Consider the following 13,086-nt stretch of genomic DNA (forward strand, 5'->3'; position numbering starts at 1 on the left):
GACTAATCTGTTGCTTAATCATAAAAGCAGGCATACCGCGGGATGAACCCCACTGTATGCCTGCTTTATTCATATATACCGATTAGAATTTGAAAATCTGGATCGTCTTCTGCAGCTGGAACACGGCCTGTCTCATTGCTTCGGTCTCATCGACGACCGCCTCGATCGACTTCATCTGCTCGTTCATGGCGGCGGACACCTGCTCCGTACCGGCGGAGGACTGCTCGGTGATAGCCGAAATATTCTGGATGGCCGCCGATATTTTACGGGCACTGTCCAGCATCAGGTCACTTTCATTTGAGAACGAAGTGATTTGCTCGGTTATGTATTGTACGCTTTCGACGATGTGGGCAAAAATCTGCTCGGCCTCGCGGATCCGTTCATTTTGCTGCTGCACCACATCCTCGTTGATCTTGATGTTGTCAATCGCCTGGTGAATGCTCTGCTCAATGCTTTTAACGAGGCTGAATACTTCCTGTGTAGACGCAGTTGATTCCTCCGCAAGCTTGCGGACTTCCTGGGCAACAACGGCAAAGCCAAGCCCATGCTCGCCTGCCCGCGCCGCCTCGATCGAAGCGTTTAAGGACAAGAGGTTGGTCTGTTCGGCAAGTTCGGAAATCGTCTTGGTGATCTTCGTAATGCCTTGGGCATTTTTGGACAGCGTGTCAATGGTCTTGGCCACATTCTCCGTTGCTTCGACGTTCTGTCGCATCCCTTCCGCCTGCTTCTCCACAGACTGGCGTCCTTTCTCTACGAGGCTGAAGGTAATTTCGGACTGCTGCTTCATTTCCTTGGTAGAGGCCGCATAGTTGCCGACTTTGAGCTCGATCGCCTGGATGGATTCTGTCATGCCGGCGACGTCCGAGGAAATTTCGTTTGCGCCGACGGCCAGCTCGTTGGCCGAAGTGGCGACTGTCGCCATGACGGTTTTAAGCTCCTGATTTTTATCTGCGATACCGCGGCTCGAATCCATCACCTGGCGGGTGATGCTTGACGCGTCGTTCAAAATTTTCTTCAGCTTGTCCACCATGCTGTTAAACGATCGGCTGACGTCGCCCATGGAACCCGATTCATCGACACGGTTTGTAAAATCGCCTTTGGCAATGCTGGCGGTGGCGTTAGCGATGCTGTCAAACGAAGATGTAAGCGTTTTCTCGATGTAGCGGGCTAAAGGGTAAGTCAGTGCGGCAAAGATGATGACGAACGCCGCGCCGATCAGGATTTCCCCGATCAGAATGAAAATAATCAGGGCTGGGAGTGCGAACAATGCGGCCACCAAGTAACATCCGGCCAGGACCCGCTGGGACAGAGGAAGATTCTTCAGCCAAGACATAGGAAAATAGACCTCCTTCAATTGAGCAAATTTTACCATATTATAACATCGATATGAGCAAAAGGTCTATATATGAATATTTTTGTCGATTCACTACATGAAAGTGATTCCATGAAGCCATAATAAACCAAAAAAGTGAGCTGTCAGGAGGTTATTACCGATGCGTTTGGTATGGATGATGTGCATCATGGCTCTAATCTTTGGAGCTCCGGCAGGAGCTGCATCAGCAAAGCCAGCCGATGTTTGCAAAATCGAGAAGAGTCTTTTTAAATCAAACGCCCAGCAGGAAGGAAACGTCTGCGACGTGCATATCAAACGCAGCGACCTGAAGGTGTCGCTTATGGGCCGTCACCTTTCGCCGGAGCTGATGGATCTTGCCCTGGGTGCCACTTTCGAGCACACGGACCCCCAAGGGGCAAAGGGAGTGGTGACCGGTGAATTCGCGCTGCTGGAGGACGAAGTCAATCCGGTCATTGATGCACTCCGCAAAGGCCAGATCAACATCTCGGCTGTGCATAACCATTGGATGCAGCAGGAGCCGGAGGTGCTGTACCTTCATTTTCAGGCGGAAGGAGACCTCGCCTCCCTCAGTCATACGGTATACCATGCCATGGAAGCGGTGAAACACCAAGGCACGGTCCATTAAAACTGTTTGTTTACCGCTCCAGATCAGTGAAGGACGGAACGGCAGGGGCGAAGCGCGGCTTTAACAACTCGGTGCCCGCCGCGGCTGCAATGGATGCCAGGCAAAGAAGCAATCCGGCGGCCGCCACGACGGGCAGCGCTGACCACTCGAAAATGGTGCGGCCCGCGGCGGTCTGAATAGCGACCGCGGCAACGGATGCGATCCAAGCGGCGCTGCCTGTATGCAGAAGCAGCTGTGCGCGCCGGGCTTCGGCCCGTGAGCGCTCCAACAACCAGCCGAGCAGCGGCAGAACCTGCAGCGCATGAAAACCAAGGCCGTGCAGGACGATGATATTGCCGCCTGCTCCTGTAAAGCGCCCGTTCAGGGCGATCATCCACAAGCCGGCCGCAAAGCTAAGCGTCACCGACACAAATGAATAGCGGATGCCTAGGATCAGAAGCGGCCTTGCGGCTAAGAGCTTGCGGCGGAAAAAGGCAACGGCAACAACGGTCGTCACGATAATAAGGATGAAGGACGCAAGGCCAAACGCAGTTCCGGCGATCGTATCGATGATTGAACCGGATTGTGAGAAACGCGGGTTCACGCCCCGAAAATGCTGGATCGTCTCCACGGCGTATGCATAGACGACGATCGGAACAAACACCCGGCGGATGGCCGTCCGTGCCTTTGCCTTAAAGCCGGACAGCGGCAGCAGAATGGCAATCGACAGCATAAATACGCCGATCGCCGCATTGAACGAAAAGGCACTGGCGACATTGCCCTCCGGCGGTACAACCGGGCCGAACATGCCGATATATGCAGCGATGCCCGCGGCAAGGACAAACCCCGCAACACCGAGCCAAGCAAGCAGCTTCTCCTCCGCAAAAAGGCGTCCGGCGCCCCGCAAAGCCAAACGAATATAGTTTTCCATCAATCCTCAAACCTCCTGTTTTTTTATTTATTGATAAATAAATATATAGGCTACAAAAAAGGCAGTCTGTAACTGCCTTTTTGTATTCTCTGTTTTGCTCCAGACCGGCTGGAATTTGAACCATCTAGAAGCGTCTAGCGCTTAGTCCCCATGCTCAAATAAGTACCACTCTAACAATCCTTAAAGCAAAGCATTTGCGGTAAATCCAGCACTTCAGCCACCGTAATCAGGTACCCCATGCCCATAAACTGGCTTGCCGCGGCTTCAGGCTCCGGCAAACCGGCGGCGGTAAATTTCTCCAGCACCGAACTGAATATATTGGAAAAAAGCCCGCGCACATGCTCACGAATCGCCGGTTCCGGGATCGTATGCGCCTGCATGACGAGCAGCGTCTCTGCCCGGTAGCTGCTCATTACGTCATCAAATACTTGCCCCATCGTTTCCATAAGCTGATCGGCGGGCGCTTCTACCCGTGAAAAGGCATCGGCGATCCGCCCGATAGCCTGATCGATGACGGCGATAAACAACTCTTCCTTGTTGCTGAAAAAATGAAACACATACGGCTGCGTAACGCCAGCTTCCTTGGCTACCCGCGCCGTTGTTGCTTTGTAATACCCGAGTTCGGCAAATACGTCGACTGCTTTGGCTAAAATTTGTTCTTTGCGATCCTGCCGGATGACCATCTTCGTTACTCCCTTATTTATTGATAAATAAATAATAGCTTCACCATCGTCCGCTGTCAACATTTTCTATATTCGGCTTGTCTTTGACGAGTCCGGCCGGTTTTACATTCGCAGGTCAGGGCGCAGCCTATTCAGCAGCTTCCGGTAAAGGAACAGGGCTGACTGGAAGGCACGCTATTTGCGTCCTTCCGGGTCAGCCCTGTCCCGGATTCCTTGCATTATTTATTGCAACCCGCATCTAATTCCTTTATTTTCTGCCGGGCAGCACCTTATTTAATACGATCGCCGCAATCGATGCAGCCAAAATCGGCGACCCCAGTAAATATTGCACGAACGTAGGCAGCGAGTGCAGGAAATCCTGCGGAATCATGACTAATGCCAAAGTCAGGATCATCGGGATTGCGATGATGTACATTTCTTTTTCGGCGATGCTGACGTTTTTCATCACCTGCACGCCGTTAATGGCGATGATGCCGCAGACGATGGTGAAGACGCCGCCGATGACAGCGGTGGGGATGGATGAGATCAACGCGGCCAGTTTACCCGAGCAGCCGAAGATGACAAACCATACACCTACGGCCAGGAAGACGCGGCGGCTCGCGATGCCCGTGATGGAAATGATGCCTGCATTGGTGGAATAACCCGTAACCGGCGTCGAACCGAGCAAAGAAGCGATAAGACAGCTGATGCCTTCCCCGATGACACCCCGGTTTAAGTTTTTATCGGTTAACGGTTTATCGATGACGTTGCTGACGGCAAACCATGTGCCTGTCGTTTCGGCCAACAGGACGAAATAAATAATGACCATGGTAATGATCGCCGAAATGTTGAACGAAAAGCCGAAATCGGCAAAGGGGAGCTGCGGCATACTGAACCATTTGGCATCGTTCACCGCAGAGAAATGAAGCACACCCATAAAATTCGCCGAAATACATCCGACGACCAACGCGACCATGACCGAAATGATACGGAAGATGGAGCCTTTACCGCGGAACAAGGAACCCAGGATGACAAAAATGATGAGTACAGCGCCCGATATGAGGGCCAGCAGCACGTTTTGGTTGATGGTCGCATCTGTCGCACCGTAGATATTATCCCGGATGGCCACAGGCAGTAAAGAAAGACCGACGATGAAAATGATCGTGCCGCCAACGATCGGCGGAATAAACATTTTTACGATTTTATTGAAAATGCCGGTAAAGCCCAAAACAATGACCAAAACCGCGCCGATCAAGCCCGCCCCTAAAACGGAGTTCCAGCCTAACTGCCCGCCGCCGCTGGCGGCATAAATGCTGACGATGGCGCCAAGCGGAACGTAGGAAGGGCCTTGGGCGACAGGCAGCTTCATGCAAAAATACGTTTGTACGATCGTAGCCAGACCGGCCGCAATAAAGGTCGCTTGAATCAAAGCGCTGGACTGGCCGGACGATAAGCCGATCAGCATCGCGATCAGAAATGGCACGACATAGACGTCCATGGCGACGACGTGCTGTAAGCCCAGAATGATCGATTTGTAGACCGGAATTTTAGCGTCGGGTGAAACAGTTAATTGTGGAGCTTGTTCTTGAATCTCGGAATGCATAGCTGATTGTGCCGCGGTTTGTGTGTTCACTCAGGAGTACACCTCGAATTTTTTAGATTTTTTCTAGGAATAGCGAATGGTTTAAAGTATAAAAAGAATGCCAATCATTGCACTGGGCGTCTACTTTTAACGCGAATGGACTTTTTCGCCCTGTACCCAAACTTCGCGGATGTTTTCGGGCCGGGTCAGGTACAGCATTTTTTGGAACACGTCGTTCAAATCTTCATTTGGATCAAAGATCGGCAGTTTGGCGGATGGCAGCTTCGTATCGATGATCTGCACATCCCAGGCATAGTTTTCCTGGATGCGGCCGACCGGCAAGCTTAAGCTTTCGCCTCCCCCTGCTGTAGCGAGGTAAAACGCCTCGTTGACCGTAATGCGTGATCCCGGCACACCGCGGTCTTCGGCAGGAAGGGCGGGGTTCACGCCATCCTCCAGCATTCTGGAGGACATGACGGCTTGTCTGATATTATCGAACAGGCTTGGAGAAAAGCCTCCCGAAATGTCGGTCCCCAGGCCGATTTCTACCCCTTTTTCGTGGAGATGGGCGACGGGGATAACGCTGTTGGCAAAATAGGCGTTAGATATCGGGCAGTGGGCGACAGCCGTTCCGGTTTCGGCAAATAAATCCGCGTCATCGTCGCTCAGGAAATTGCAGTGGGCCATGACGGACTTGTCGCGCAGCAGCCCAAAATCATGCAACGCATAGGCATCGTTTTTCCGGAACCGGTCCCGAACATAACCATGAGCCCAGTCGCTTTCGCTGCAGTGCGATTGCACGTACGCGTCGTATTTTTCGGCCAGCTCTCCCAAGCCTTGCAGCGCCTCATCCGTGCAGCTTGGAATGAACCTTGGCGTCACGACGGGAAATACCCCTTGTTTTACTGTTTTGGACAATGCTTTGACGGCGAGTATAAACTCTTCCGTGTCTGCAAGTGCCGCCTTGGTGTCCGCGTCGCGGTAATTTTCCGGATTTTGCTCCGGGTCATCCATGACGACTTTTCCGACGAGTCCGCGTTGGCCCCTTTCGGCGCAAATCCGGGCTAACAATAAACTGGAATCTTTATGTATGGTGGCAAAATAAAGGGCTGTCGTCGTGCCGTTGGCGAGCAGGGTGCGGACCAGATCGTCGTAGACCTCCTGGGCAAAATCGAGATCCGAGAACTTGGATTCCAGCGGGAAAGTATAGGTGTTGAGCCAATCATAGAGCGGGATGTCCAGTGCCGTTCCGGATTGGGCCCATTGCGGCGCGTGAACATGCAGATCGATGAATCCGGGCAGAATGTACTGGCCTTCGGCTAACGAATAAAAGTTGTCTTTGCCTTGATAAGCGTCCAGCAGAACCTGATAATCGGCATCCTCAGGAGCCACGATTTTTTCGATTTTCCCGTCTTCATGGATACAAAAGAGATGGTCTTTTAGGATTTCAATTTCTTTGGATGATTTACTGGAAAATGCCGTTCCTCGAAAAAATAGCTTATATTTACTCATATTTACCGCCTTAATGTTCGTTATTTGGAGATACTTTTGTTATTATATGCGCTGAAAAATGATTAGTCTATACTAAAAAGCGAATGATTGTGAAAATGAAAAACCGCCTCCAATGGAAGGCGGTCACCTATCAAACCCTAAATCATCATGTACATGTCTAGACTTAATTCCGCACCAGTATAGTCCAAGTGCCGTTGCGCTGCAGACTTAATAGCGAAGATAGACCCGGCTGCCGATCCGGGAAGCGGTGATGCCGTTCTCCCTGTAGGGCTGCTGCTGCCAGTTGGTGGGGGCCGGTGGCCCGCCGGCGGCGAATCCCGACAAATACAGAAAATCCGGATGGATGATCTGGTCGGTCAAATAGGCGGAACGGCTGCTGCCTGGAATCCGGTACCGGTTGAGCGTACTGATGATTTCGCCTGAAGTGACAATACCGACTCCGTGACCGTAGTACAGGTCGTCGTCCATTTGGATCGTATTTTCACCCTGCCACTCGATCCGATGGGGGTTGACATCCGGATTTTTAAAATACCGGACGTCGCCCGGATAGGAATCCCGGGAACCCGTTTTTTCAATCAATCCCAGGTCGCTGTCGTAATGCCAGTCGTACAGGAGCAGATTCGCGAACAGACGGTTGAAGTCGTCTTCCCGAATACAATCGAGCACACCCTTGTACATCACGATCACGATCCCCGTCGCACATTCGAAGCCATACGCCCAGCCGTTCACGAAGATGTCCTGGATTCCTTGGGCGGGCGTAACATGGGGCTTGAGCTCGAAGCCGCCGCGCCGGTTCAAGTACCAGTACGCTTCGTTGCAGTGGGAATTTTTGAAGGTTTCAAACTGCACCCCGCTCCGGTTTAAGTCGGCTGCCGCTCTAACGATCGCTTCACGGAGCCTAAGCTCAAAGACCAAGTGGGCCGGCGATTCGTAATGATATGCGGTCGTGCTCCTCATCTTCCTGTCGTAAATTTCCCTCCACAAATCCGGCCATCCAGACGGGTTCACCGTTTCCCCGCCGCTTCCAATCGTAATCACCCCGTTCATCCCTCCTTGCCGTTTATTGATGATCGAAAAAGCCCGCGGCATATATCAGCATATGAGCAGGCAGGGCCCGGAAATAACCCCGATTGTCAGATCCAAGCGATTAAGGCTGTCCTTTGTCAAAAATACGCTTTACGTTTGCTTCGGAAGGATGTTCTAATATAATAGGTTGAGAAGGTAACTTTTAAGGATCAGACTGGAGCTTCCATCATGAAAAAATTCAAAAAGTTTTACGTCGAACTGACGAGCAAATGCAATCTGGCCTGTACGTTTTGTCCGCCGACGCACCGGGCGACCAATTATATTACGATTGAGCAATTTACGCATACTCTGGATGAGATCAAACCCCACACGGAATATATTTATTTTCACGTCAAAGGCGAACCGCTGCTTCATCCGCATATTGACCAGCTGCTGGATATCGCCCATGAGAAAGGGTTTAAAGTGAACATCACGTCCAACGGCACGCTGCTGCATAAGGCAGGTCGGAAGCTGCTGAACAAGCCGGCGCTGCGGCAGATGAATTTCTCCCTGCACAGCTTTGACGGGCATGTCGGTTCCCAGGACAAGAACGGCTATATCTCCAAAGTGCTCTCCTTTGTCAAAGAGGCGGTGTCCCAATCGGGCATGATCGTATCGCTGCGGCTGTGGAATCTCGACCCGGACAACGCTACGAACTTGGAGCGGAGCCGCAATCGGGAAATGCTGGAGTATATTGAGAAGGAGTTTAACCTGGATTACAAGATCGAGGAAAAAATCGTTCCCGGCAAAGGCATCAAAATTGCGGACCGGATCTACATCAATATGGACCATGAATTTAAATGGCCGGACCTGACGGAGGAGGAAGACCTCAGCCGGGGCTTCTGCCATGGACTCCGCAATCAGGCGGGCGTCTTGGTGGATGGAACAGTGATCCCCTGCTGCCTTGACGGGGAAGGCGTCATTAATCTCGGCAACATCCACAAGACCCCATTTTCCGAAATTATCGAAAGCGAGCGGGCAAACCGGATCGTCGACGGTTTTTCCCGGCGCGAGGTCGTGGAGGAGCTGTGCAGAAAATGCGGCTACCGCCAGCGCTTTAACTATAAAGCGAACGGCATCGCTTCTGACGAACCGCAGCCTGTCCGCTCTGAATTACAGGAGGCGACTGGACTGTGAAACATTCATTTGTGTTAAAGGCCGACTGGAACGGCGGACGCAACAGCGATGGACAGATCGAAGCAGGCAATCTCCGTACGCAAATTTCCATCCCGAAAGAGATGGGAGGCCCGGGCGTCGGGACGAACCCCGACGAAATGCTGCTCGGCGCCGCCGCTACCTGCTACTTAATCACACTGGCGGCCATGATGGAGCGTTCGCACCTTCCGGTTCATGAGCTTTCGCTGGAGTCCGAAGGCATCGTGGACGTGACGGACAACATTTTTACGTACGTCAGCATTACGCACAAGCCGCATATCGTGCTGGCCCGTGAAGCAACGGCCAAAGATGTGGAGACGGCGGACAGGCTGGCGCATAAAGCGGAAGGCTCCTGCATGATTTCCCGGGCGGTATCCGGGAATGTGGCCCTCGCGACCGAGCCGAAGATCGAAACCGTTACGGAATAGCGGCGTTAAAGCCTTGGTGAGAGGCGAGCGCCAAATCGCTGAATGTATGAACAGACCGCTTGGGCAGGCTGCCCGGCGGTCTTTCTGTTTGCTTGGACAAACTCAGGAAAGTGCCCAGATCACAAATGAATGAAGGCGGGTGAGTCGGCCTCCGGCTTTCGGGCATCCTGAGAAGGAGGACAGCCGAAGCGGTTCGGCGAGAGCCGGTATCTTGGCCTGCGGACAAACTAAACCACGCCGGGCCGGAAAACGCCGTCCGGTGGATCTTTTATCAGGCAGCGGTTTGTGTGAAGATAGGTACGGGGGGAATAACGTTATGTTTACGGATTTTAAAATTACAGAAGGCCGGCCGCTGACGGTGCAGGTCAAAGAATACTTGAAGCAGTGGATCACCAAGGGCAAGGGAAGGGTGGACCAGAAGCTGCCGTCGACGCGGGAGCTCAGCACGATGCTGAATATCAGCCGCAACACACTGGTGGCGGTGTACACCGAGCTCGAGGAGGAAGGGTACATTTATACCGTCCGCTCCAAAGGAACCTTCGTCTCCAAAGTGGGCATCGCTTCGGTACCTTCCTGGCATGTGGATTGGCAGCAGCATTTGAGCCCGGTGGCACAAGCGGCCACGGATCTGGATCTGATGAAGCGCGACCTGCGCGGGGAGAAGGGGATGATTAACTTCGCGAGCATCGCCCCCGACGAGAAGCTCTTCGACCTGGCCAACGTGAAGCGCGCTTTTCTGGACCGGATGGCGATCGAAGGGGAAATTTTGCTCAACTACGGCTACGCCAAAGGATACAAACCGTTGATCGAGTATTTGACGGGTTATATGGAAACGAAAGGCGTCGACATGGACGGTAAAGATATTCTGATCACGAACGGGTTCACGGAAGCTTATGATATCATTCTGTCCTCGCTGAACGTGAATGAAAAGCATATTTTGTGTGAAAACCCGACTCATCACACAGCCATCAAAATTTCCCGGCTTCAAGGATATGACATTACCGGGATCGGCATGGAGCAGGACGGGATCGATATCGGCGAGATGGAGCGGGCGCTGACCGAGAACTCCTTCGGTCTGGCGTTCCTCACCCCGTCGTATCACAACCCGACCGGGATCGTGATGTCGGCCGAAAAGCGGGTCGAAGTGCTGCGCCTGCTGGCAAAGCACCATATTCCATTGATCGAGGACGGCTTTAATGAGGAGCTGCGCTATTCGGGTTCGCACATGGCCCCGCTGGCGGCCTTCGGCGGGGATGGAAACAGCGTCATTTACCTCGGGAGCTTTTCCAAAATATTGTTCCCGGGCATCCGCATCGGCTGGATCGCGGCGGACAGGGAGCTGATCGATGCGCTGGTCAGCGTCAAGCGGGCTAGAAACATTCACACCTCTACGCTGGATCAGGCGGTGCTGTATCAATATTTTCATAACGGCAATTTTGAGAAGTATTTGAAGCGGGCGAAATCTGAATACAAGCATAAGCACGAGCTGGCGGTAGAGTGCTGCCGCAAGTATATACCGCACAAAAGGTTAACCGGAACCGGCGGGCTCCATCTGTTCCTTGAGCTGCAGGACGGCATCCGCTCAAGGGATGTTCTGCGGGATTGTTACGAACAAGGCGTGGTGTTTACCGCAGGAGATGTGTTCTATACGGACGGTCAGGGTGAGGGAACGCTGCGGATCGGTTTTTCACGGGTGAGCGATGAAGAACTTGTCCACGGCATTCAGGTGATCGGAAAGGCGGTCCAAAGACGAATGGAGGAGAACGGATGTTAAGAGTAGGCGTAATTATGGGCGGAGATTCCTCGGAACGGGAGGTGTCGCTGATGACGGGACGGGAGATCATCTCGCATTTGGATCCCGCCAAATACGAAGTCCGGCCGATCGAAATTACGAGGAAACGGGATTTGCCGCAGCAGCTGGCCGGTATCGACATGGCCGTGATCGCCCTGCATGGCAAATACGGGGAAGACGGAACGATTCAGGGTACGCTCGAGACGCTCGGTGTTCCATACACCGGCAGCGGCGTTTTGGCGAGCAGTCTGTGCATGGACAAAAATACGGCAAAGAAGCTGCTCCGTTACGAGGGTGTAGAGACACCCGACTGGATGTTGCTGACGAGTCCGGATGAGCTGGAGAACGTGCTCGCATCGGAACCGCTCTATCCGCTTGTCGTCAAGCCGAACAGCGGCGGTTCCAGCGTCGGCGTGACGCTGGCGCGGGATGAGCAGAGCTTGCGGGAAGCGGTGGAGCGCGCTTTCCACTGGGACGATGAAGTGATCCTCGAGCAGTACATCGAGGGTGAGGAAATCACGTGCAGCCTGCTGAACGGTGAGTACCTTCCGGTTCTGGCGATCAAGCCGAACGGAGAGTTTTTCGATTACACGTCCAAATACGAAGAAGGGGAGTGCGAAGAAGTCGTCGCGAGCCTGGATCCGGATACCGCCGAACAGGTCCGCCGGGCCGCCGAACTCAGCTGCCGCGTGCTCAAATGCAGCGTGTACGCGAGGGTGGATGTCATGCTCCACCAGGGCATTCCTTACGTGATGGAGGTCAACACGCTGCCTGGTATGACCCGGACCAGTCTGCTGCCCAAGAGCGCGCTGGCCGCTGGGCTGTCCTTCTCCGCCCTGCTGGACCGGATCATCGAGGGGTCATTGGCTGAACGTCGGAGGGAGTACGGGCTCGTTGTGTAATTGGTGGATGACAGCAAAGGAGCTGCTTTTAGGGCGGATCGCCCTGAAAGCAGCTCCTTTTGTTGAAGAGATCAAAAAACATATACATCCGAAGCCAGATAAGCCGCGTCTTTCCCGCAGTACCGGCTCATCCGCCGATGGTCCCCGCGGATTATTTAAAGATACTGCTGATCTCTTCGACTTCAGCATCCGTTAATTGAACGTCCAGCGTCTTCAGGTTTTCCTTTACCTGCTCCGGTTTTTTCGCTCCCGGAATCAGGGCGTCAATGGCCGGCTGCTTCAGGTACCAGGCCAGCACCACATGAGCCACTTCGACGTTCTTTTGCGAAGCGATCGGCCGCAGTCGATCCACCTTGTCCAGGTTCCGGGCGAAAGCTTCGCCTTGAAAGCGCGGATTGTTCGCGCGCAAATCGCGGAACGTGGTGTCCTTCGTATATTTGCCGCCTAGCAGGCCGGAAGCCAGTGGGAAATAAGGAACAAACGAGATGCCATTGGCTTCGCAGTATGGAAGCAGCTCCTTTTCCGCGTCCCGGGCAAAAAGGTTGTATTCCGATTGGAGCACATCCACATAGCCGTTCACGTTTGCCTCTTTCAGCTGGTCGATGCTGAAATTCGATACGCCGATGGCCCGGATTTTGCCCTGTTCCTTCAGCCTCTGCAGCGCTCCGACGGCTTCAGCCTTCGGCGTCTGCTCATCGGGGAAATGGATGTAGAACAGGTCAATGTAATCCGTCTGCAGGCGTCTCAGACTGTCTTCGACCGACTGCTGCAAAAAGGCGGGCGAATTGTCCATCACAACTTTGCCATCCACAAACTTGTGCGCGCCTTTGGTCGCGAGGACGGCTTTCGCTCTGCCTTTCTCCTTCAGCACCTCGCCGATCAGCTCTTCGGAGCGGCCGGGACCGTAGATGAACGCGGTATCCAGGAAATTCACCCCGAGGTCGAGGGCAGTCCGGACCACGTCCCTGCCTGTCTCTTCATTCAGATTCGGATACAGATTATGCCCGCCGACAGCGTTGGCTCCGAGCCCAATCGGATTAATATGCAGATCGCTTTTGCCTAAACGAATCGTAGCCATGGTGATCTCTCCTTCTCTACA

Annotated in this window: 12 protein-coding genes; 5 read left to right on the plus strand and 7 right to left on the minus strand. The window is 53.3% G+C overall.

What is annotated here, in order from left to right; all coding sequences use genetic code 11:
• Positions 1-82: 82 nt before the first annotated feature.
• Complete coding sequence (locus KI379_RS08725) at positions 83-1,333, minus strand: methyl-accepting chemotaxis protein (protein WP_116231090.1); 1,251 nt, start codon at positions 1,331-1,333, stop codon at positions 83-85.
• A 160-nt stretch (positions 1,334-1,493) separates the two neighbouring features.
• Here KI379_RS08725 and KI379_RS08730 point away from each other — a divergent pair, with 160 nt between their 5' ends.
• Complete coding sequence (locus KI379_RS08730; protein ID WP_212983311.1) at positions 1,494-1,979, plus strand: DUF1259 domain-containing protein; 486 nt, start codon at positions 1,494-1,496, stop codon at positions 1,977-1,979.
• A gap of 10 nt (positions 1,980-1,989) precedes the next feature.
• On the opposite strand, the gene KI379_RS08735 is transcribed toward KI379_RS08730, so the two are convergent.
• The 5 genes from KI379_RS08735 to KI379_RS08755 all read right to left on the minus strand — a co-directional run bounded on the left by KI379_RS08735 (position 1,990) and on the right by KI379_RS08755 (position 7,683).
• Positions 1,990-2,889, minus strand: coding sequence for a hypothetical protein (locus tag KI379_RS08735; protein ID WP_212983312.1), 900 nt, complete (start codon positions 2,887-2,889; stop codon positions 1,990-1,992).
• A 170-nt stretch (positions 2,890-3,059) separates the two neighbouring features.
• Positions 3,060-3,572: a TetR/AcrR family transcriptional regulator gene (locus tag KI379_RS08740; RefSeq protein ID WP_076167639.1), complete on the minus strand. Its 513-nt coding sequence runs from the start codon at positions 3,570-3,572 to the stop codon at positions 3,060-3,062.
• Between the two features lie 247 nt (positions 3,573-3,819).
• Entirely contained in the window at positions 3,820-5,154 is a 1,335-nt protein-coding gene (locus KI379_RS08745; RefSeq protein WP_212984655.1) for a uracil-xanthine permease family protein, read from the minus strand.
• A gap of 126 nt (positions 5,155-5,280) precedes the next feature.
• Positions 5,281-6,645, minus strand: a complete 1,365-nt coding sequence (gene guaD, locus KI379_RS08750; protein WP_212983313.1) for a guanine deaminase — start codon at positions 6,643-6,645, stop codon at positions 5,281-5,283.
• A gap of 207 nt (positions 6,646-6,852) precedes the next feature.
• Positions 6,853-7,683, minus strand: a complete 831-nt coding sequence (locus KI379_RS08755; protein WP_244867295.1) for a protein-glutamine gamma-glutamyltransferase — start codon at positions 7,681-7,683, stop codon at positions 6,853-6,855.
• A 216-nt stretch (positions 7,684-7,899) separates the two neighbouring features.
• Between KI379_RS08755 and KI379_RS08760 the strand changes: the two genes are divergently transcribed.
• The 4 genes from KI379_RS08760 to KI379_RS08775 all read left to right on the plus strand — a co-directional run bounded on the left by KI379_RS08760 (position 7,900) and on the right by KI379_RS08775 (position 11,987).
• A complete protein-coding gene (locus KI379_RS08760; RefSeq protein WP_212983314.1) occupies positions 7,900-8,847 on the plus strand; it encodes a radical SAM/SPASM domain-containing protein in 948 nt (315 codons plus the stop codon).
• Positions 8,844-9,293: an OsmC family protein gene (locus KI379_RS08765; RefSeq protein ID WP_212983315.1), complete on the plus strand. Its 450-nt coding sequence runs from the start codon at positions 8,844-8,846 to the stop codon at positions 9,291-9,293. The genes KI379_RS08760 and KI379_RS08765 overlap by 4 nt, the downstream gene beginning before the upstream one ends.
• Before the next feature lie 316 nt (positions 9,294-9,609).
• Positions 9,610-11,067, plus strand: coding sequence for a MocR-like pyridoxine biosynthesis transcription factor PdxR (pdxR, locus tag KI379_RS08770; protein ID WP_212983316.1), 1,458 nt, complete (start codon positions 9,610-9,612; stop codon positions 11,065-11,067).
• The gene (locus KI379_RS08775; RefSeq protein ID WP_212983317.1) at positions 11,061-11,987 is read left to right on the plus strand and encodes a D-alanine--D-alanine ligase; all 927 of its coding nucleotides are present in this window, start codon (positions 11,061-11,063) and stop codon (positions 11,985-11,987) included. The genes pdxR and KI379_RS08775 overlap by 7 nt, the downstream gene beginning before the upstream one ends.
• 151 nt (positions 11,988-12,138) lie before the next feature.
• On the opposite strand, the gene KI379_RS08780 is transcribed toward KI379_RS08775, so the two are convergent.
• Positions 12,139-13,065, minus strand: a complete 927-nt coding sequence (locus KI379_RS08780; RefSeq protein ID WP_212983318.1) for an aldo/keto reductase — start codon at positions 13,063-13,065, stop codon at positions 12,139-12,141.
• Positions 13,066-13,086 lie beyond the last annotated feature (21 nt).

The organism is Paenibacillus cineris, from assembly GCF_018333335.1.
In the GTDB taxonomy this organism is placed as follows: domain Bacteria; phylum Bacillota; class Bacilli; order Paenibacillales; family Paenibacillaceae; genus Paenibacillus_AQ; species Paenibacillus_AQ favisporus.